General features: G+C 41.1%; 16 protein-coding genes. 9 read left to right on the top strand and 7 right to left on the bottom strand.

Annotated elements, in window-relative coordinates:
- The first annotated feature begins 21 nt into the window (after nucleotides 1-21).
- Nucleotides 22-816 (top strand): endonuclease NucS, encoded by a 795-nt coding sequence (gene nucS / locus HXT30_RS05730; RefSeq protein WP_422111523.1) that lies wholly within the window; start codon nucleotides 22-24, stop codon nucleotides 814-816.
- Between the two features lie 63 nt (nucleotides 817-879).
- Here the strand turns inward: nucS and HXT30_RS05725 are convergent, their stop codons facing one another.
- Nucleotides 880-2,247: an ATP-binding protein gene (locus HXT30_RS05725; RefSeq protein WP_422111522.1), complete on the bottom strand. Its 1,368-nt coding sequence runs from the start codon at nucleotides 2,245-2,247 to the stop codon at nucleotides 880-882.
- A gap of 901 nt (nucleotides 2,248-3,148) precedes the next feature.
- A complete protein-coding gene (locus HXT30_RS05720) occupies nucleotides 3,149-4,066 on the bottom strand; it encodes a hypothetical protein (RefSeq protein WP_422111521.1) in 918 nt (305 codons plus the stop codon).
- 112 nt (nucleotides 4,067-4,178) lie between these two features.
- Between HXT30_RS05720 and HXT30_RS05715 the strand changes: the two genes are divergently transcribed.
- The 8 genes from HXT30_RS05715 to upp all read left to right on the top strand — a co-directional run bounded on the left by HXT30_RS05715 (nucleotide 4,179) and on the right by upp (nucleotide 14,966).
- Nucleotides 4,179-5,021 carry a hypothetical protein gene (locus tag HXT30_RS05715; RefSeq protein WP_422111520.1) on the top strand — a complete coding sequence of 281 codons (843 nt, stop codon included), beginning with the start codon at nucleotides 4,179-4,181 and terminating at the stop codon, nucleotides 5,019-5,021.
- A gap of 432 nt (nucleotides 5,022-5,453) precedes the next feature.
- Nucleotides 5,454-5,666, top strand: coding sequence for a helix-turn-helix domain-containing protein (locus HXT30_RS05710; protein ID WP_422111519.1), 213 nt, complete (start codon nucleotides 5,454-5,456; stop codon nucleotides 5,664-5,666).
- Nucleotides 5,666-7,273 carry an N-6 DNA methylase gene (locus tag HXT30_RS05705; RefSeq protein ID WP_422111518.1) on the top strand — a complete coding sequence of 536 codons (1,608 nt, stop codon included), beginning with the start codon at nucleotides 5,666-5,668 and terminating at the stop codon, nucleotides 7,271-7,273. Before HXT30_RS05710 ends, HXT30_RS05705 begins: the two co-directional genes overlap by 1 nt.
- The gene (locus tag HXT30_RS05700) at nucleotides 7,260-8,399 is read left to right on the top strand and encodes a restriction endonuclease subunit S (protein WP_422111517.1); all 1,140 of its coding nucleotides are present in this window, start codon (nucleotides 7,260-7,262) and stop codon (nucleotides 8,397-8,399) included. Before HXT30_RS05705 ends, HXT30_RS05700 begins: the two co-directional genes overlap by 14 nt.
- 3 nt (nucleotides 8,400-8,402) lie before the next feature.
- Nucleotides 8,403-11,753, top strand: a complete 3,351-nt coding sequence (locus HXT30_RS05695; RefSeq protein ID WP_422111516.1) for a type I restriction endonuclease subunit R — start codon at nucleotides 8,403-8,405, stop codon at nucleotides 11,751-11,753.
- Nucleotides 11,754-12,123: 370 nt separating this feature from the next.
- A complete protein-coding gene (locus tag HXT30_RS05690; protein ID WP_422111515.1) occupies nucleotides 12,124-13,359 on the top strand; it encodes an NUDIX hydrolase in 1,236 nt (411 codons plus the stop codon).
- A 46-nt stretch (nucleotides 13,360-13,405) separates the two neighbouring features.
- Entirely contained in the window at nucleotides 13,406-14,065 is a 660-nt protein-coding gene (locus HXT30_RS05685) for a hypothetical protein (protein WP_016801838.1), read from the top strand.
- 262 nt (nucleotides 14,066-14,327) lie between these two features.
- Complete coding sequence (gene upp, locus HXT30_RS05680) at nucleotides 14,328-14,966, top strand: uracil phosphoribosyltransferase (RefSeq protein WP_004120306.1); 639 nt, start codon at nucleotides 14,328-14,330, stop codon at nucleotides 14,964-14,966.
- 107 nt (nucleotides 14,967-15,073) lie between these two features.
- Here upp and HXT30_RS05675 read toward each other — a convergent pair whose 3' ends face one another.
- The 5 genes from HXT30_RS05675 to HXT30_RS05655 form a co-directional block, all read right to left on the bottom strand.
- Nucleotides 15,074-15,877: a type 1 glutamine amidotransferase gene (locus tag HXT30_RS05675; protein WP_422111514.1), complete on the bottom strand. Its 804-nt coding sequence runs from the start codon at nucleotides 15,875-15,877 to the stop codon at nucleotides 15,074-15,076.
- A 14-nt stretch (nucleotides 15,878-15,891) separates the two neighbouring features.
- Nucleotides 15,892-17,292, bottom strand: a complete 1,401-nt coding sequence (locus HXT30_RS05670; protein ID WP_422111851.1) for a MurT ligase domain-containing protein — start codon at nucleotides 17,290-17,292, stop codon at nucleotides 15,892-15,894.
- Nucleotides 17,276-18,739 (bottom strand): replicative DNA helicase, encoded by a 1,464-nt coding sequence (gene dnaB, locus HXT30_RS05665; RefSeq protein WP_016793926.1) that lies wholly within the window; start codon nucleotides 18,737-18,739, stop codon nucleotides 17,276-17,278. The genes HXT30_RS05670 and dnaB overlap by 17 nt, the downstream gene beginning before the upstream one ends.
- 145 nt (nucleotides 18,740-18,884) lie before the next feature.
- Nucleotides 18,885-20,240, bottom strand: coding sequence for an MATE family efflux transporter (locus HXT30_RS05660; RefSeq protein WP_422111513.1), 1,356 nt, complete (start codon nucleotides 20,238-20,240; stop codon nucleotides 18,885-18,887).
- Between the two features lie 241 nt (nucleotides 20,241-20,481).
- On the bottom strand, nucleotides 20,482-21,999 hold the full coding sequence (locus tag HXT30_RS05655; protein WP_422111512.1) for an ammonium transporter: 1,518 nt from the start codon (nucleotides 21,997-21,999) through the stop codon (nucleotides 20,482-20,484).
- Nucleotides 22,000-22,113: the final 114 nt, after the last annotated feature.

The raw sequence follows: 22,113 nt of genomic DNA, 5'->3' as shown, positions 1-22,113 counted from the left end.
GATTTATGCTACGCTTTTTGTGTGCGAATTATTGTTGCGGATTGTAGTGCAGAATACACTGGTAGGCTTAATGCAAGTCTTCCAACAGCTAAGCGCGTTTTGCTTATTAAAGAAGACGGAAGCGTGCTTATTTTTTCGGAGATTGGCTCATACAAGCCTCTAAATTGGATGGTTGCTCCGTGCACGATGCACGCTGAGAAGGATTCTGGCGAGGCTGGCGATTCTGCCGAGGCTTGCGATTCCTGCAATTCTGCAGAATCTAATGCAGAATCTAATGCCGAATCTAATACAGAATCTAATGCCGAAAATGCCGAATCTGTTTTTGCAAACGGAACTGTTCTAAAAATCGCAGCAAAAAAGGGCAACGACATACTTCGCATTGTTTTGCAACACGTTTATAGCGATTCTTCCTACGACTTAGGCGAGGATCCAGGCCTTGTTAAAGACGGCGTGGAAGAACATTTGCAGCATTACTTAGCAGAGCAAATTGAACGCATTGGCAAAGGTGCAAAGCTTGTTCGACGCGAATACCCTACTGCGATTGGCCCAGTGGATATTATGGCTAAGGATTCTAACGGCGTTCACGTGGCTATTGAGATTAAGAGAAATGGCGGAATTGACGGCGTTGAGCAGCTTACTCGATATTGCGAATTGCTAAACCGCGACCCACTTCTTAAGCCCGTTCGCGGAATTTTTGCAGCGCAAACGATTAGTCCACAAGCGCGCGTTCTTGCGCAAGATAGAGGATTTACTTGCCTTATTTTGGATTATGACGATATGCGCGGTGCTGATTCAAACGAGCTGCGACTTTTTTAGGCATACTCACGAATCGCGTTTCGCGCGCATCCACACAGTCACACATACACACAGTCGCGGTCGCTAAATCTCAAGCGTTCCAGCAGCCAAATCGCTAGCCACGAACGTCATAAAATAAAATGGCATAGTCGCGATTTTCTGATTTGCATCATAGCCATAATTATTTTTAGAAACTTTTATTGCAAACTCAAACTTGTTATGCATTGCAAACTTATTTAAAGAATTAAGAGTTCCTCTGCCTTTTTTAACATCAATCGGAAAAAGTTTATTATTTGATTCAACTATAAATTCCAATTCTGAATCTGATTTTCCGCGCCAATAAAACAGTTTTAAACCATTTGCGCTAAGTTCGTTTGCAACGTAATTCTCGAAGAAAATACCAGATAGCGTATTGTCTCTTTCGTTTGAAATAAAAGATGCTGCATTCACTCCGCTTTGATACGAGAACATGCCAATATCGCACAAAAATAGTCGGAAATTACTTTCGTTTTCTTGCATAAGCGGCATGGTTATATGCTCTTTGAGTTGGAATGACTGATTAACAATATGAGTCATAAGCAGCCACTGAATGGACGTCGCAAAATCTCTAGTTCTACTGTCTTTTTTAATAAGACCAGCTGAAAAGTTTTTTGATTCCTTGTTAAGCTCTCTAAAAATATTCTCAAATAAAAGTCGAGATCTTAAAATCGATTCGCCACTTGCTTGATACAACTCCATATCTGCAAGATAATTGTCATAAAGCGAGCGCAAAACCTCACGCGATTCTAGTAAATCTTTACGTTCAATATATGCTTCTACTGCTTCTGGCATGCCACCAATCAGCAAATATTTATACACTTCATTTAACGCAAGATTGTGAATTTCTGTAGGCAGCGCTTGCTTAGAATCATAGGCTTCGCGCACCTTTGAATATAGAAGACTGTTATTGTTTAGTAGGAACTCACCAAAAGTCATTGGATAGATTGTTATCTGGTCAATTTTGCCTACTGGAAAGAGGAATTGACCAACTGCTGATTTCGACGAATTTTGCTTGTGAGCTTCGCGATGCAATTTGATTCGCACCATTGAACCCGTTGCAATTACGTGAATTCTTCTAAAATCTTGGCAAAAATATTTAAGCGACGAAATAATATTTGGGCATTCTTGGATCTCGTCAAAAATCAGCAAAATGCCTTCATCTATAGCCTTGGAAAATCGCAAAGACAAGTATTCTATAATCTTTTCTGCGTTTGCTGTGCTTTCGCAAAAGTCACGAACCTCATCTTCTTTTTTAAGATCGATGTAAATATAACTATTTTTATAATATTTTTCCGCAAAAAGTTCTTTTACTAGATACGTTTTGCCAACCTGACGCGCACCCCATATAATTAGCGGCTTACGATTCGGCTTGCTATTCCAGGCGATTAATTTTTGTAATGCTAGTCGTTCCATGGCTTACTCTTTTTAATGTTGATATTACAACGATTATAGCATTATTTGCCAGTTTTGGGATGTTTTTTGAGCAATTATTTGCCAGTTTTAGGAGGTTTTTTGAGCAATAATTTGCCAGTTTTAGGATGTTTGAGGATTAGCAAACAATAACAGCACTTTAGTAGTCTTCCCATTATGAATATATGGATATTGTTTACGTAAAAGCTACATACTTGCACTCAGTAAGGTTTTTTCAAATTAGGGGGTTATAGGCCAAAAGTGTGCAAAGCTAAGCTGATGAATATTATGTGTCTATAATACATAATCTAAACAGCATTAAAAACTCAGCTAACAAACTGAGAAAACAACGGTCATATGTTACTCGCGCAGTACGTAATCTGCGTTAATAACAAATAATTGCGATTTAGCGTTACTCGCGCAGTACGTAGACTGCGCCAGTAACAGCGTTTGACGATTTATTGTTAAATATTCAGCTAATACATGCCTCGAACGCCGCTTAGTATAAGAAATAACCCACATTCGATATACTGCGAGCCTTACTGCCATAAGGGTTATGAGCTTATTTTTACACACTTTTTGCTCGGGCAGTGAATGTGCAGAAAACAGATTCGATTACCGCAAAACGCTTGTATTGCAATGCGTGAGACATGATTTTTTACACACTTTTTTGGCCTATAACCCTTCAGTTATTTTTGCGCTCGATTATTTTGTGTTAAAAGACAAACTCCCAAACGAAGAGCTCTAGGCATAAAACCTAGAGCTCTTCGTTTGAGATCTTTCCGTCACAAAGTACCGCAGGACGCAATTTACTGCCAACCATTGCGTTGCAAAACGTCGCTGTCAGCCGTCGCAAGCGCGCCAAACGCCACCGTCAGACGAGCTACTGCAACGATGTACCGTATTATCGCCTACGCCAGCGAGTGCGCCCTTCGCCAGTGTCGCTGCAAACCATAGGCACGCCTTTTGGTGATACAGCTTCTACTCCTGGTCCTGAGCTGCAGAAAGCGCCTGGATGAACAACCATTGCGCCGGAATTTTGTGGCGTCTGTTGTTGAGGTGCTGGAGCGGGAGCGGGAGCTGGAGCAGGTGCGGGAGCAGGAGCAGGAGCAGGAGCAGGAGCAGGAGTTTGAACCTGTTGCTGCGGCTGCTGCTGTGGTGCCGGTGCAGGAGTAGGTGCTTGATTTTGTTTAGGATCATTGCTTGTGTTTTTACTCGTATCGCCATTATTTCCGTTATTGCCACTATTACCGGCATTGCGATTAGTGTTAGAACGCAATACTTTTACACTATTTTTTCTTTTACGATTAACGCGTTTGCGCTTACGCGTTGTAGTTTTCTTTTTGCGTTTTATACCATTTTTGCTGTTTTTGCGTTTCCGATTTTTACGATTTTTCTTCTTTTTGCGTGTCTGCTTTTTCTTAGACTTTTTGTTATCAGATTTTGCTTTATTGCGTTCTTCTGCTGTTAATCCGTCTTCGTCTACTACTTCGATGTGTTTCTTTGAATTCTCGTCCTTCTTTCCCTTTTCGTTACTTTTTTCATCCTTTTTTCCGTCTTTATTTTTATCTTTAAAAACCGATTTCCAAAAGTTTTTAACTCCGTCAAACCAAGAACCTGCGACAATTATTTTGGTACTATTGTCGGATTTTTGAGTTGCCGTAATGCAAGAGTTTATTTTATTTTCGCTAGCATACGCAGTCTCGGGGGCAGCAAATAGTGATGTCGACATTGCGAGAGTAATGAGTATGCCCAAAATAGTATTTACAATGGAGCGAGTTGTAGCTTTATGCTTCGTAACGCGCGTAATCTTCTTGCTCATAAGTTTCCTATCTGTAGTTTCGCAAGCTAGGTTATACTACATTCTATTTGATTGTTATTACGTATGTTGCGTTTAGCGTTAGCTTTATTTTCTTGAATATTATGACCCAAATATGCTTGATGCAGATTTTTCGCATTTTGGTGAAGATATTATTAACGGTCTTAAAAATGGTACGTATAGTATTCAAGTATCAAAAAAGTGTGCTGGCAATTTTTGTTCTAACATTGTTAATGCAAAAGGACGTATTGTTAAGTCTATTATACTAAGAAAAGCAACTAATTCAGCACAAATTTTTTCCAATGTTCCAATGCTGTGCATACAACTATCTCTTCAGCGCATATCTTCACAAATAGCTGATGTAAGTAGAAAAATTGATATGATGATTGAAGACGCTCGTAGCGAAAGCTTGATTGATAAGTTTATGAATGCAAGAGGCAAGATTAAGTTAGCATCTAATGCATCATCAGAAGAACAAGAAGAATATCTAAAAGAAGCAGACACATATTTAATGGAAGGTCTTAACTCTTTGTATTCGAATATATATAACCGAGTCAAAGACTTAGATAGGATTAATAAAAAAAGAGTATGCGGAAGTATTCATGATGTAGATTCAACACTTTCTTATATTACTGAAGATATGAAAATAATACCGAAATATCTTGGGCTAAGAACATATCTGTTTCATTGTCGCGGAAAGTTTGAGAATATAAAGTCTATTTTCGAGCATTATTCAGGTTTTCTACGTAAATTAAACGAAGTCAAAATTTATAGAGGTGATAAATATACTGCTTTTGAATTAATTCACGAATATTACAAGTACGATGAGGAAAATATTAATTTTTGGCTTGAAGAGCCAAAACAGATAATTAATTCAGTTGATTCATATAAGGCTCTATTGACTAATAAGAGTAGAGATATCTTGTGTTTAGGGGCGGAGCGTTTAGAAAATGAGTAAAGAATGCGAAAAGCATCGTTGTAAGCTTTGTAAGAAATTGCTTATATGCGAGAAATGGTTATGTAAAAGATGTTACTTAGACGCAAAAAATAAGTTTTGTTTCGTTGCTGGTACTGTTGTTGTTGGTGCTGGTTGTTTATCAGTTTTTAGTAAAAATGCAGATGTCAATAAAAACAAAAATTCCAGCAACTGTGACAATTCTAATGAAGACTGATCTATTTGCGTAAATTTATAGCTCTTTGTTACTTATTTATCTTTGATAATTCAATTATCGGCAATGACCTAAATCGATACCTAAGAGATTATCAACAAGCTTTATCGCAATCCACGTCATATTTGTCTTTCACTTTCACAGCAACAGCTAACTCTTTATATCGTTGATATACTCACAGAATCGTGATAATGTTTAATTATTAAAACAAGGAGCTAACTATGGCTGTTAGTTATAAAAAACTATTACATCGCATGATTGAAGAAGATATTTCCAATCAGGATTTAATGAGAATGAGCAATATTTCCGCCAACATTATTACGAAAATACGTACTGGGCAATATATATCACTGGAAAAAGTGGAAAGTATCTGCACGGCTTTACACTGCACGCCCAACGATATTTTGGAATTTGTAGCGGAGGATGAAAAGTAATGGCGAAGAAGACAACTGCTGAAAAGGCATTAAACATAGATAGCATACTTTTTAATTGTAGAGATTACTTACGTGCAGCACGAAATTCCGGCTCATTCTTTGAAAAAAGAGATATGATGCTCACGCTTGTGTTCTTGCGTTTTATCGGTGAGAAATACGAAGATGGCATCGAATCACTCCGTAAGACTTTAATTGAGCAGGGGCTAGACCCTGATGACGAAAACATCAGAGCTGCATTCTTTGATGATGCTACTTTTGCAGATGGAACATACAACCTTCCTGTAGAAGCAAGATGGTCAACAATCATCAACACACCGGCTCCAAAACTCAATGTTGCACTTGACACTGCATTAAGCAGACTTGAAGAGGAAGATCCTCAGCTTAAAGGTTGCTTTATAAAGGGTACATTTACCACTCGTAATTTAGCGGCTAATGACATCAAGAAAATTGTTGATGAAGTTAATAAAATAAGCCACAAGACTTTTGGCGAAGAAAAAGATTTAATTGGCTATGTGTACGAATACTTTCTTAAAGAGTTCGCAGTTAATGCAACAAAAGAAGAAGGAGAATTTTATACTCCTCACGATGTGGTTAAGCTTATTGCAGCTATGATTGAACCGTTTGAAGGCACACTTTACGACCCTGCCTGCGGTTCCGGAGGAATGTTCATTCAAAGTGCCGAACTTGTGAAATCAAAGCAGGGCAATCTTAATAGCATCAATATTTATGGCCAGGAAAAGGAAGCTGCAACTTATCGTCTTGCAAAGATGAATTTGGCACTTCGTGGTATTAGTCATAACCTTGGTGGCACAAATGATTCTTCATTTACCCATGATTTACACAAGGGATTATATTTCAACTACATTATGGCAAATCCACCTTTCAATCTTAAAGGTTGGTATGATGAAAATCTAAAGAATGATCCTCGCTGGGCAGATTATGGCACACCGCCTGAAAGCAATGCCAACTATGCGTGGATTTTACATATACTCTCACACTTAAAGCCTTCTAACGGTGTTGCTGGATTCTTGCTTGCTAACGGTGCATTAAACGACAGCGATACGTTGGAAATCCGCAAAAGACTTATCCAGAATGACAAGGTGGAAGCAATTATTGTTCTTCCGCGAGAGCTGTTTATTACAACGGACATCAGCGTAACACTTTGGATTTTGAATCAGAATAAAAAAGGCGGAAAATACCACGATAGAAATCTTCGTAATCGTGAGAATGAAATTTTGTTCATGGATTTACGTACCTGGACGGAAAATGCTGTCAAAGGTGAAAACAAGAAAAAAGTACGACTTAGTGCTGAGCAGATTCAGCATGCTGCCGATATTTACCACACTTGGCAAAGTGAAGGCACAGACGGCAATAATTATGCAGTACCCGAGCTTTACCGCAGTGTCGGGATGGAAGAAATTGAAAGCAAGGGATGGGCTCTTACGCCAAGTAAATACATCGAGTTCATCGACCATGATTTAGATATAGATTATGAAAAAGAAATGGCACGCATTCAAGCCGAGATGAAAGACCTTCTGCATGAGGAAAAAGAGTCGCAAAAAATGCTTGAGGACGCCTTCAGGGGGATCGGCTATGGGATTGAGTAGATATAAGTTGGGAGAGCTGATTGAGCAATGTGATGTCAGAAACGATGAGCTGAAATACGCGTTGGAAGATGTTAAAGGAATATCAATTCAAAAGATATTTATTGAAACTAAAGCTGATATGAAGGATGTATCGCTAACACCATATAAATTGGTGCGTCCTGATAATTTTGCTTATGTTACAGTTACTTCGAGAAACGGTGAAAAAATTACATTAGCACATAACACAACTGTTAATACCTATATCGTTTCGTCTTCATATATTGTTTTTAAAGTAAATAGAACTGATTTGCTTTCATCTGATTTTTTATACATATATTTTAACCGTCCGGAATTTGACCGCTATTCACGTTTTAATTCATGGGGATCAGCTAGAGAAACTTTTAGCTGGGAAGATATGTGTGATATGGATATCGACCTTCCTCCACTTGCCATACAGCAAAAGTATGTGAATGTCTATAATGCCATGGTGGCCAATCAAAAAGCCTACGAGCGTGGCGTGGAAGATTTGAAGCTTACTTGCGATGCCTATATTGAGGATTTATCGACTTGTGATTGGCATAAAATAGGCAATTACATTAAAAGGAATAGAAAAAGAAATCAAGAAAAAAAATTTACCAAAGCTGGTGTAAAAGGCTTTAACAATGATGGTTTGTTTATTGAACCAATGAGGTTGTTTTCTGGCGATATATCTACATTCAAAATAATAACAAAAAATGATTTCGTATATAATTCGAGAATTAATAGCACAATAAAAAAGTTAAGTATCGTAATAAACGAAGCTGAAGATGTAATTGTTAGCCCTGCTTATGAGTCATTTTATATAGAGAAGGACAAAGAGTTACTATATCCATTCTATTTATATATGCTTTTACAAAGAGAAAGTTTTGCAAGAAAAGTGCTTTTTAATTCCTTTGGAAGCTCAACGATTGTTTTCGGATTTGATGACCTAAGTGAAATAGAAATACCAATACCAAGTTTTTCAGAACAGGTTGCTATAGCAAATCTTTATAAGGTTTATAAAGAACGATGGTCAATCAATGAAAAACTAAAAGCCCAGATTAAATCTATCTGCCCTATTTTAATTAAAGGCTCTATCGAAGAAGGAAGAAACACGGAGGAGGCATAATCCATGGAATCCATGGCAAAGTTAAAGGAATATAACGGCCACTACTGTGAATCAGAGTATGAGTATGCCTTCATTGGATTCTTGGAAGCGGAAGGATGGGATTATATCGCAGGCAATCATATCAACCGCATTAGCAAAAGAGATGTGTTGATTGCCGATGATTTCAAAAAGTTTATTGCCAAGACAAATCCAGAACTTACCGAAGATGAGGTTACACAGATTTTCGACAATGTCCGTCTTGTCGGTGCGGAAAGTGATTTTGCAACCTTACATAAAGTCTATGGTTGGATGGTTGATGGTATTCAGTTTACGCCGCAAAATGGTTTAGCAAAGATGGTACCTCTCATCGACTTTGAAAATCCTTATAATAATATCTTCCGTGTTGTGAACCAGTTTACTGTGGAATATACAAATAACGGACAGAAGGAAAATCGCAGACCTGATGTGCTGTTGTTTGTTAACGGTATGCCATTATGTGTTGTCGAACTTAAAAATCCGGCTGATGCCAATGCAAAAGTGTATAATGCGTGGGAACAGATTAATACTCGTTATTGGAGAGATATTCCCCATTTATTGCATTACTGTCCTCTTGCCTGTATTTCCGACGGCGTGAAGACAAGGCTTGGAACAGTTCGCACTCCTTACGAGCATTTCTATGCTTGGCGACGTGTGAATGATGATGATAAGGTTTCTACGCTTCCATTTGCTGAAACTGAAACAATGATTAAAGGTGTATATTCACCTGCCAGATTTTTAGAGATTTTCAGAGATTATATTTATTTCCAAGATAGTATTTATGACAGTGCCGAAGTTGAAATTGTATGTAGATATCCGCAGTTTTTTGCTGCAAAATTATTAAAGCAAAGCATTGTTAATTCTATCGCTACCGGAAATGGTAAAGGTGGTACATATTTTGGAGCAACTGGCTGTGGTAAAACATATACGATGGCTTTTCTTGCCAGGCAGCTTGCACTTCGTTGTTCTAATATTCCTCAAGTAGGCTCGCCGACAATTATTCTTATCGTTGATCGAGAAGAATTACAAAAGCAGGGTGCAAAGCTATTTACCAAAAGTAAAGAATTCTTAAATCTTGGTGAAGTATCTGTTGTTAAAAACAGAGCACAGTTAAGACAGGAACTCTGTGCAAGACAAAGCGGTGGTTTCTATATCTGCACAATTCAGAAATTCTGCGACCGTGAAGATGATAAAATCGGGCTTATCAATGACCGTCAGAACATTATATGTTTTTCTGATGAAGCTCATAGAACTCAGCTTGAACATTCTAAAAAGATTCAATTCAGTAAAGATGCTGATGAAAATATGAAAGCTATGGTTTCAAAGCCATACGCAAAAGTATTAAAGGAAGCATTTCCGCATGCTACGTTTGTAGGTTTCACAGGAACTCCTATTGCCGAAACATATCAGACCTTTGGTCAGGAAATTGATAGATACACTATGGATCAGGCGGTCGCAGATGGACTAACTGTTTCTATTAAGTATCATCCTCGTATTGCCAAGGTGTTACTTGATAAGACCAAAGCTAAAGAAATTGAAAATTACTATAAAAAATGTGCCGATGACGCTGCAACGTATGACGATATTGAAGCCAGTAAACGTGCAATGAGTTCTATGGAAGTTATCCTTGGCGAGCCTTCTCGCTTGGAAAGGCTTGCTATAGATATTCATGACCATTATATTTCATCTTGTGATAGTGACCCAGATAGAATTCAGAAAGCAATGATTGTATGCTCTAACAGAAAAATTGCATATTCACTTCTTTTGAAATTCAAGGATAAATATCCGGAATGGTTTGAAGAAAAGAAAACTCCTGACGGAGTTACTGCAACAGATGAAGAACTTAAAGAATTAAAGCCTATGCCATTTATGGCTATGGTATCGAGTGTTGGGAGTAATGATGAAGCTGAGATGTATAACTATCTTGGTGGCGTTAAAAATGATAAACGTTGCGAAGAACTGGATGCAGCCTTTAAACAGGAAAAGTCTAATTTCCATATTGTTATCGTAGTTGATATGTGGATTACGGGATTTGATGTTCCTTCACTTACATATTTATATAATGATAAGCCTTTGAAGAAGCACTTGCTGATTCAAACTATCAGTCGTGTAAACAGAAAATATCCCGGCAAAGAATATGGTATGGTTATCGACTATATTGGCATTCGCGATAATATGCGTGAGGCCATGAAGGTTTACGGTGGCGATACATCAGTTGCGCCCACATCGGATGACGTTGAGCAGGCTACCTCTGCATTCAGGGAAGAGCTTGAAATACTTAAAACACTGTTTACAGATTATGACTTAGCTCCATTCCTTAATACGAAATGTGACCCTGCTGAAAGATATAAATTACTTTCCAAAGCCGCTGAGTATGTCTTTACATCAGCACAGGTCTTGCAGACAGAAGGAAACGGAAAAACTAATCAGGTCTCGTTTAAGACATATTTCTTAAAGTCTGTTAAGAGAATGAGAAGTGCTTTTGATATTTGCCAACCTTCTGGGAATCTGAGCGAAGAAGAATCTGCGCTTGCACAGTGCTTTATGGCTATAGCAGGTTTCGTTCGTAAAATGAGCGGAACCAGCGATGTTGATGCTGAAACTATGAATCTTGTGGTATCAAAGATGGTTGAAGAGGCATTAAAATACAATAAGGTAGAAAGTGTTCTTGAAAGTGGCGAGGAAGAAGATATCTTCTCTCCTGAATACTTTGAAAAATTATCAGATGTAGAAATGCCTGCTACAAAGTTAGAATTACTTATCAAAATGCTCCGTAAGCAAATAAAGGAATATGGCAGGGTCAACCAATTAGCAGCGAAATCTTTCCAAGAAATGATTGAAAAGACTATTGATGAGTACCATGAAAGACGTAAGCACCTTACTGCTGAAGAAGCCGGGGCGACACAGGAAGCTGCCTCAGAAGATATTATTAAGGCTGCAACTGAACAAGCTTTAGTGATACTTCGTCAGATGAACGAAAATCGTGAGAGTTTCCGTAAAATAGGATTAACCTTTGAAGAAAAGGCATTCTATGATATTTTGATTGCTCTTCGTGACCAATATAAGTTTGAATATGGCATTGACAAAGAAGTTAACGGTGTTGTGGTAAACGATAAATGCAAGACACTTGCTAAAAAAGTTAAGGAAATAATAGATACCGAGTCTTCATTTGTAGACTGGCTCAACAATCAGAATGTGCGTAATCAGTTAAAATTGAAGATAAAGATTTGTTTGGTTAAGAACGGCTATCCGCCACAGTATAGTCCTGAAGTGTTCACAAAGGTTATGGAGCAGGTAGAAAATTTTGAGGAGCATTCTGAAACAACTTCAGAAAGTTAGGTTATTCCTTTTCCTTGTTGCTTCTATACGAAGACCTATGATGGTCGCATAGGATAGCTCCCTGTATGGAAATAAGAAGGCGGATGAGTAAATGAAAACAAAAAGACAACGATTAGTACTTCGAAAGTTTTTCGGTATCTGAGTATAAGAAAACGACCACACAGAGTACCTCTACTCATGTATGGTCGTTATTTCTTATGTTCCCGCTTAAAGGCTTTCAGTCGGTTTTCTTTTTAATCCCTTACTGAACATTCCTTTTTCTACGCACTTTTATATCAGTCATGCCTGTGTACAAAATATAAAACATCAAAAATATAAAACATTAAAGCACAACTAAAAGTTGCGGAAGAAAAACGCTAAGATAGTGAATATGAGTGCAACAGTAGCGAAGAGATATGTTGAAGCAGCTGGCGGAATCATCTACCGCTTGCGCAAAACTGCTAGCAAAGAAAGCAAGTCAAGCAATCCGAACAGCACAAATCCAAATAAAGATTTCGGTAATGTTGGCAGCGAATCCAACGCTTGTAATCAAGTGTTAAACGAAAGCAACATAGAACTTTGCCTTGTTTACCGCCCAAAATACAACGATTGGAGCTGGCCAAAAGGCAAGAACGAAGCCAATGAATCACATCGTCACACTGCTGTGCGCGAAGTTGGCGAAGAGACTGGCTACGCAGTTACACTTGGACCACATATTGCGCAAATCGAGTATCCACTCGAAAACGAAGGCAAAAAATCGTCTGCAAAAAACGGCATAAAAAGCAGCACAAAAAACGGCTCGCAAAATAACGATCAGCCAGAAGTAATCAAGCGAATTCACTATTGGATGATGCGCGAAATCAGCGAAGGCGATGCAATAAAGCGACTTCCAGCATTTGGCCCAATAAAACCAGCAAAACCTACAGAAATTGGCAATGTTATTTGGCTTACACCCGAAGACGCTCGCAAAAAACTTACGCACGATAGCGATCAGCTTGTTTTAGACGCATTCCTTGAGCGAATCGAGTCTGGGCAAGCAAATTATAAAACGCTGATTCTTGTGCGTCACGGCAAAGCGGAATCGCGAAAAGCTTGGCAAGGCAGCGAGGCGACTCGCCCAATCACACCTCTTGGGTCCGCCGCCTCATACGCGCTCGGTCGCGAGCTTGCTTGCTATGCTCCAAACAAAATTGTTTCTTCTCCTTGGAAACGATGCTTGGAAACTGTAGACGCTTTTGCAAAAAACTCTTCAATCAACATAGAAAAAGCGGCGGAACTTACAGAAGATTTTCACGACAAAAATCCAAAATCAACTCTAAACGTGCTAACAAGTGAAATAAAAAATCTCATAGATACAACTAACGATGGCAACACAACAGAAACAACAACAAAAACAAAATCAGAAACAACAACCGCAACAACAACAGTTATGTGCCTGCATCGCCCAATTATTGGAACATTTTTTGCGCATTTAAGGGATATCTCTAAGCCAAAAGCAAATAAACGCATACTTAGTCAAAAATCCCCATACATGCCTACAGGAAGTGCTGTAGTTTTGCATATTATAAGCTCCAAAAAAGGTCCTAAAATCGTAAACATAGAAAAGGTTTTGCCAATTGTCTACTAATCTAAATTCAAAATCTGGCTCAATTCACTCAAGCGCATCCGCGTTTATGCCAAGTCCAATCGGCGCAAATCGCCCTAGCAGGCCAGCACAAATGGACCCAGCAATGCTCGCGCAAATCGAAGGCGGCACAGACCCACAAATCGTAAACGAAATTAGTCACACTTCAGCTGCCGTTTTGCTAAACCGCGTTCATAAAACGCAAACTCCCGAGATTGTTGAGCGCGTGCTTAACTTGGTAGAAAATGAAGGCATTGAGATTATTGCGGATTTGTGGAGTAAAGCAGAGGCTCAATCTCTTCCTGGAATGCTTTGGCGATTGTATTTGCTTAGAACATCACTACGCAAGAATGGCGACTCTTACGCTGCATATTGGCGCATTGGCGAGCCAGAGGCCACTAGCGCATCGGCGATTACTGGAGTTGACGAGTCTCCTACAAAAGAAGATATTGCGCGACTTGCAGACTCGATTCTTTCTGGCGCGTTTACTGGCGATTTTGCTGTTGCGTTATATCGCGCTTCTGCGTTTAGCGCGATTATTTCGCGCGGAATGCGCACGTACGCAAAAAGACTAGGCCAGACGCAAAATTCTGAAAGCAGCAGCGCGCAAAAAATTGCCAACGTTTTGCACACTTGCGCAAACATGCACGCGCTTTCTTTAGACTTTGCTAGCGGCGCAAAATTATGGCAAGCAGGCAAACTTGATTAGATTATGCGCGGCGCGCTGAAATCGAAAAGCATGTATACTCGGGAGTGACGCTGGCTTGTGCTTAAGCCCCGGGCTCCATTTTTTGCCGCTGCGAGCGGCGTTTGCGCCGACAGGCGCTTTCGCAAGTCAGCGTTTTTAAGATGTTTTATATTCTCCAACAATTCACAAAATTCAACCTTCATTAACAATTGTTTATATTTTTTCTAAATAATCACGGCACGCCGCTAGCTTAACGTGCAATGCTTGCACTAATCTAGAAGGTATGGATCTTCATGTTTTACATCATCCGCTGGTGGACCACAAGCTCACCGTTTTGCGAGATAAGAATACACCATCTAACATTTTCCGCGAGTTAGTTTCCGAATTGGTAACTCTCGAAGCATACGAAGCAACACGCAACTTGGAAGTTAGCGATCGCGAGATTGAAACTCCTATTTGCAAGATGACTGGCAAGCATTTGAACCGACCACGCCCAATGGTTGTGCCTGTTTTGCGCGCTGGCCTCGGCATGCTCGACGGCATGACTCGCCTTCTTCCAACCGCTGAGGTTGGATTCCTTGGCATGAAGCGCGATGAGCAGACGCTCGACATCGTCACTTATGCTAACCGTTTACCAGAAGATTTGACTGGTCGTCAGTGCTTCTTGCTGGACCCAATGCTTGCTACTGGTGGCACTCTTATTGCTGCTACGCATTATTTGGCAGAGCGCGGCGCTAAAGATGTTACTGCTATTAACATTTTGGCAGCGCCAGAAGGCTTGGAGCGCATTGAGAAGGAGATTGATCCTTCTATTGACTTTAAGGTTGTTGTTTGCGCTGTAGATGAGCATTTGAACGACAAAGCTTATATTGTTCCTGGTCTTGGAGACGCTGGCGATCGTTTGTACGGCTTGATTGACTAATAATCACCAGCTAAATCAAACGAAAACTAGAATCAAAAGCTAGAAATAAAACTACAAAATAGCCTGCTGATTTGCAACACTTTGCAAGCTTCAGCAGGCTTTTGTATTTACCGCGGACGAGTTATGGCAACTTTGCGAGCGCGGTCTGCTAATTCGTCTAATTTAGCAAGCTCCGCGCGTTGAGAATCAGTCTGCTTGGGCGCAAATTCTCCGTAACGATTTTGCGCAGCTGTAAGAATTAAAAAGTCAGCCATACGCGGATTTTTTGGCAAAACCGATCCGTGCATATACGTTCCAATAACATTGTATTTTCTAGCGCCTTCCGTGTGGTCTTCGCCGTTGTTTCCACAATTTTCGCCATCAACCAATCCAAGTGGCTGCGTTCCATCTTGCAAGCTTGTGCGCCCAGAATGATTCTCGTAGCCCACAATATCGCCAAAATCGGCACTATGCTCCACAAGATTTCCAATCATGCGCACGTCTTGACCAACCGTATGCTCGCCAAGTATTCCAATTCCTTGAAGCTTTTGCCCCTCAACGGTTTCAAAATACTCTCCAAAAAGCTGGTAAAGCCCGCAAATCATAAGCATTGGAACGCCATTTTTTGCAAGCTCGCGAATCGCGTCCGCGCGCGCAAATAAATCATCTGTAACTCTGCTTTGACCATGATCTTGGCCGCCGCCGCCAAGAATCATATCTACTCGCTTTGGCCAAGCATCACCAACATTGTACTCGTGAAGCACGGGCTTGTAGCCGTACAATTCCGCTCGGCGCATAATCGTAAGCACATTGCCATAGTCGCCGTAAATATTCATGTCTTTTGGGTATAGCGACACAATATCTAATACGCGATTTTCGGCTTTGCTTGCAACTACAGTATTCGCTTGACTAACATCACTCATATTATTCATGACGACTACTTTCTTTACTTTCCAACTCCAACGTCTTTAACGCTTGCGATTTGCCCCAATGTATCTCGCACGCGAAGCATTGCAGTGTATGTGCAATATATGCGTTTTGCGTTTTTAACATTGCTACTAAAATCGCCATTTACAAAAGCTTTAACGTCTTCTTCTAAATCGGTGTTCACATTTCTAGAAGCAACTTTGTTGTATTGCAAACGCAAAGCCATATCCCACGCGCGCGTGCCAGAAACGCAAGCGACCCCAACGCCACTAAGGCTCGTAAAATCAACGTCCCACAGCCAGCTCATATCTCGCCCGTCTGCGTATTCGTCGCAAATCGCAATCATGGTATCGTGATTTTCAGGCTCACACGAGGCGAGCGCAAGTCTAAATCCAATAGGATTTTTCACTAAAACAAGCTCCACAGGAGCGCCGTTAACTTCGATTACTTCGCCTCGCCCAAACGCTGGCGTTACGCGAGAAATCGCATCCATAAGCGCATCGTCGTTAAATTTTGCCAGCGTTGCATCTTTTTTAGCAGCATCCGCCAAAATCGCTCGCACAATCGTAGACGCAGCAGCAGCGTTAAAAACGTTATACACGCCTCGCAACTTAACGCTAGTAGTCTTTCTGCGCCCATCAATCAAAAAATCGGCTTTATTACCATCAACTTTTGCCAAAACAACATCTGCATGCAAAAGATTGTGCGAATCATTGCGCGAATCATCATGCAAAGCATCACGCGAATCGCCAGCCAAATCGCCATTAAAATCGCCAGCCAAATCATTATGCAAATCGTCGTCGGTTGGGAACATGCTTCTTAACGAATCATCCAAACCAAAATACTTTACTTTACAAGTCGGCAAAACGTCTTTAGAAAGCGCAGAAATTCGCGGATCTTCTCGATTTAGCACAACTACTTGCTTAGTCGCACGAGCCACATTACTCAACAATTTAGCTGTAGTGTCAATCTCGCCAAATCTATCTAACTGATCTCGCATAACATTTAGAAGAAGCGAATAGCGCGGCTTTATTTGATTTACAAAATGCACAGCGTAAGCTTCATCAAGCTCTAAAACAGCTATATCCGCATTCAACTTTGTACCAAAAACAGGCATTTCTTGCACAAGCGACGCCACGACTCCGCGCGTAAAATTCGATCCCGTAGGATTTGTAAACACGCGCAATCCAGCATCTCTAAGCATAGACGCAACCATGCGAGTTGTAGTGGTTTTGCCATTAGTTCCCGAAATTAGCACAACTCCGTAAGGCAAACTCCCTAGCGTTCTAGCTAAAAACCCACTGTCTAGTGTTTCTACAACTTTGCCTGGTAAAGCGCTTCCGCCGTGGTGCAATGCTCTAGAAACCGCGCGAACCAGCTTTCCTACAGCAGGCATAAAAGCATCAAGCAGACTGGCCATCATAGCCTCCAACAGCATCGTTTCCTTGCGCGTATGATTGCGACTGGTAGTCTTGCGGCATATCTTTAAACTTAGATGTTGCTCCAAGAAAAGCTAGATTAAACGTTCCTGTAGGGCCATTACGATGCTTTGCCATAATAATGTCTGCTTCGCCAGGGCGATCTTCTTTGTTGTAAAAATCAGGCCTATGCACAAGAAACACAACGTCTGCATCTTGCTCAATAGATCCCGATTCGCGCAAATCCGAAAGCTGCGGCTTTTTATCGTTTCGCATTTCTGGTCCGCGGTTTAGCTGGCTTAGTGCAACAACTGGCACTTCTAGCTCTTTTGCAAGCAGTTTTAACGCGCGCGAAAACTCGGAGACCTCTTGCTGCCTCGATTCAACCCTTTTACCCGAAGTCATAAGTTGCAAATAGTCGATTACAACTAGCTTTAAGTCGTTGGTCTGCTTTAGTCGCCTACATTTTGCGCGAATTTCCATAAGACTCATATTTGGGCTGTCATCTATAAAAAGCGGAGCATCCTTCATTTTTGACCAAAACGCGTTTAGCTTAGTCCACCTATCGGTTGTAATGTCTTCTGGAGTTCCACGATGCATTGCCGTCATTGGAATATCCGTTTCGGCTGCGATTATTCTTTGAGCAAGCTCCAATTTGTTCATTTCTAGCGAGAACACTATTGTTGTCATATTGTGATGCAACGCTGCAGAACGCGCAAAGTCGATTCCAAGAGTTGACTTTCCCATTGCAGGTCTACCAGCTACGACTACCATTTGCCCAGGCTGCAAGCCTTGCGTACTATCGTCAATGTCTCTAAATCCTGTTGGAACACCTTTTTCAATCTCGTTGCTTTGCAACTTGTCTAACTGCTCGAGAGCGTCTTGCACAACAGGACCAATAGCAGAATAATCCTGATGAACTTTGCCCGAGCTCATCTCGTAAACTTCGGATTGTGCAAGGTTCACAACATCTTCCGCTTGGTCTCCAGTGGCCGAATAGCCCATTTGCGCAATCTTTGTTCCAGCAGCAATCACGTTTCGCAAAATCGCATTTTTGTGCACAATATCCGCGTAATATAGCGCGTTTGCGGCTGTAGGAACGCATGCTACAAGGCTATGCAAGTAGTCCGCTCCGCCAATTTTCTCTAAGTTTTCGTCTTTTAAAAGCTCGTTTGCAACTAAAACAACGTCTACTGGTTGCGACCCAGAAAATAGGTTTATAATCGCGTCGTAAATTGTTTGATGCTTTGGAACGTAAAAGTCTGCCGTTTCTAGGATTTGCGAAACTTCGCCAATAGCATCTTTGCTCATTAGCATTCCGCCTAGAACGGCCATTTCTGCGTCTTCGTCGTGAGGTGGAACCTTGTCAAACAAGCTAACATTAGCGTTAGCGTTGTTTAATCGGTTTGAGTCTTTTCGATTTGACTGCCACATATCATTATCTGCCATAAAATCGAGTATAAACGTCTGCACGGAGCACGCAAACAAAAGTTTATATAAACTAACACAAATCGTAAGTTAAATGCTTTGCGATTTTACGAATCAACTTAAAAGTAACAAGTCACAAATCACAAGTCACAAATCAACTTAAAAATCACAGATTTGCGCACTTCATCCAATCATCCGTTTTAACTCTAAGCGAATTTCCAAGCGCGCGTCCGCCAATATACACAGCATTAAGAGCAACCCACAGCGATATTGTTTTAGTAATATCTCCCGCAAAAAGAGCCACATTTGCCACACAAACCGCACTAATTGCAAGAAGATAAACAACTGCTGTAATTGAGCATGATTTAGCTAAATACTTGTGGTCTCCAGCTCCGATTAGCACTCCGTCTAAAGCCCACATAAATCCAGATAGCGGCAAGAAAATTCCAAGAATAGTCATTCCGATTGAAACCAAAAGTTGCACTTCTGCATTTGGACTAAACAGCGGCGAGCATAACCATCCTGCAAATATCATTACAATTCCAACTATTACGCTACTTAATGCTCCTACTTGTGCGCAAACTTTTGTGATTACATTAGCGCGTTTTAATAATCCAGCTCCAAGCGCGGAAGCGACTATTGTTTGAGCTGCAATTCCTATAGCGTCTAATATGTTCATAACAAAATTCCAGCAAGAATTTGCAACTTGATATGCCGCTAAAGTGTTGGTTCCAAGTCGCGCAGCCGCTGCAACAGTTGCAACCATGCACGCGCGTAATGCCAATGTGCGTATAAACAGCGGAATACCACTTCCAGCGCTTTTAAGTATGCTGTGTGCTTGCGGACGCAAACGTGCTTTTTCGCGAGCTGCCCAAAAAATCGCTGGAAGCGTTAAAACAATACCCATATACCATTGCGCTATCATTGTTGCTATTCCAGACCCAGCAATGCCAAGGTTCATTCCAAACACAAATAGAATATCTAAAATCGCGTTTAGCGCAGCTCCACTTATTGCAGCAAAAAGCGTGATTTTTACTTTGCTAAGTCCTCTAAAAATGCCATTTGCAGCGTAAATTAGCAACATTGCAGGCAAACCTGGCATAACAGTTTGAGTGTAAATAATCGCGTTTTTAAGCGTTTCGCCATTTGCGCCAAAACTTTGGCAAAGCGGGCGCGCAAACACCATTAAAACAAGCGTTAGAACAACCCCAAGCACGAGAGCAAGCCACAATCCATCCATTCCAACGCTTAGCCCTTGGCGATTTTTGCCAGCACCCAATAGCCTTGCAACTTGGCTTGTTGTGTTATACGCCAAAAACAGGCACAGCCCCGTTGTTGTTAAAAGCACGGTTGAGCCTATTGAAAGCCCCGCTAATTGCGTTTTACCTAAATGACCTACTATTGCAGTGTCTACTAAAACAAACGCTGGTTCTGCAATAAGCTGGCCAAATGTAGGAATAGCTAGAGAAAATATGTGTTTCAGTAGGTCTTTTTTGTTAACGTTTTCACTCTGATCGCTCATAATAATGGATTATTTAACGCCTTTTCATGCCTTTTTGGTAATTGAATCATTTATCTTGAATTATGCAATCGCTATCATAAAATTTTTTGAATTGCAAACTGAATATGATTTCAAAAAAGTTATCCGCAGGATATCCACAAAGTTATCCCCCATTTGTGGACAACTTTTATAGATATACACAGCAACACGCCTAAAATGTGGATAACTAAAAGTTTTATCCACATTGCGCAATCCGAGTGTGTCACATTTGCGTCTTATCTTCAGCGTCAATCGCAGATTTTTCTTGAGCAATACCAGAAAAATCGTACGCGCGCTCACCTTGATCCGCTAAATCAACGCCCTTACGCTCTTTAGCTTCCGATATTCTCCAACCAAAAAGCTTCTCTAATCCAAACGCAAGCAACGCGCTAACGGCTCCAGAATAAAGAATCGTGATTGCAAGAAGGCATATTTGCGCAATTAGCTGATGCCAATCGCCAGTAGAAAGCAATCCGCTTGCATCCGCAAATAATCCAACAGCTAGAATGCCAATAAACGCAGCAATGCCATTTACGCTTACAACGTGTAACGCACCATCGTAGCGAGTAAAAGTCTTAGAATGCGTAGCAAGGCATGTAACAACTCCAACAATCGCACCCAATACAACCGCCCACAAAGGCGCTATAACGTCTGCAGCGGCGGCACTAGCAGCCAAACCAGCCATGATTCCACTAGCTGCACCAACGGCACTAAAGCACCCCGAGCGCAAGCGTTCCGTAACACCCCAAGCAAGCATAGACGCAGACGCTGTAATAGTTGAGCTAACCCACGCATATCCAGCAACTCCTGGAAGACCTACAGAAGAACCAATCATTAAGCCAAGCCAGCCAAACCAAATGATGAAAATTCCAAGAACAACAAATGGAACATTGTGCGGAGCGCGTGCAGAAACATTGGCAAAATTGCCATTATCCGCAAGCTCGCTAGCGTTTTCTAAGGAAGAATCGCCCTTAGCTTTAGAATCATCGCTAGAAGCAGCAGAATCATTAGTCTTATTAGACTTTGCGACTTCCATCAAAAGTGCGCGAACCAAATTGCCCTTGTGCTCCGAATTTGCGCCACCCAAAGTCGCAAAAGACTTGGTATGCAAAACAAAATTCTTAAGAGGAAAATGAGCATGACCGCCAATAATAAGCACAATTGCTAAAGCCGAAACTGCCGCAGCTACGTGCAACAAAGATCCGCCTGCAAAATCATGAACCTGGATTCCAAGAGCCTGAGATATAGCGCCATTGGGCGAAAGCAGACCGCCTCCGCAAACCATGTGCGCAAGAGGTGCAAACACAAGCGTTACCCAAACAGCAACGAATATTAGCCAAATCGCGTAGCGCACTCGTCCAGCAAGCGCTCCAGTTATAAGAGCTACAGCAACAACCGCGCACGCAAGTCTAAATGCCGCTGGAATTCCGCCAGCAAGACCAGTGTTTGCGTCCATCGAAGTAAAAATGCCGTGATCTGCCACCATTGAATCGCGTAGCAGCAATCCGCTTACAGGGTCTCCAACAACGCCGCCAATCATGTCTTTGCCAGCAAAGGCCATTGACCAGCCCCAAAGCGTCCAAACTATGGTTGTTACCGCAATTGCACCAGCAGAAAGCATCATCATGTTAACCATTGACGTTGCACGCTCACGGCCACCATAAAACAGTGCGATTCCTGGCGTAATTATAAACACTAATGCGGCAGCTAGTAACGCCCATTGCGGATCCATTGCGGTCATTTTTCACCTCACAAACGCAACCATCGGTGGTTGCAATTTAATTTATATTCTAATCAACTCAAGCTAAAAGTTACTAAAGCAAAATTGCTTAAATAAAATGCGACTAAAGCCAAA

The organism is Gardnerella sp. DNF00571G (assembly GCF_049262695.1).
GTDB classification, from domain to species: domain Bacteria; phylum Actinomycetota; class Actinomycetes; order Actinomycetales; family Bifidobacteriaceae; genus Bifidobacterium; species Bifidobacterium piotii.
Note: the sequence above shows the minus strand (reverse complement) of the source record. Positions and strands in the feature narration are given on the sequence as shown.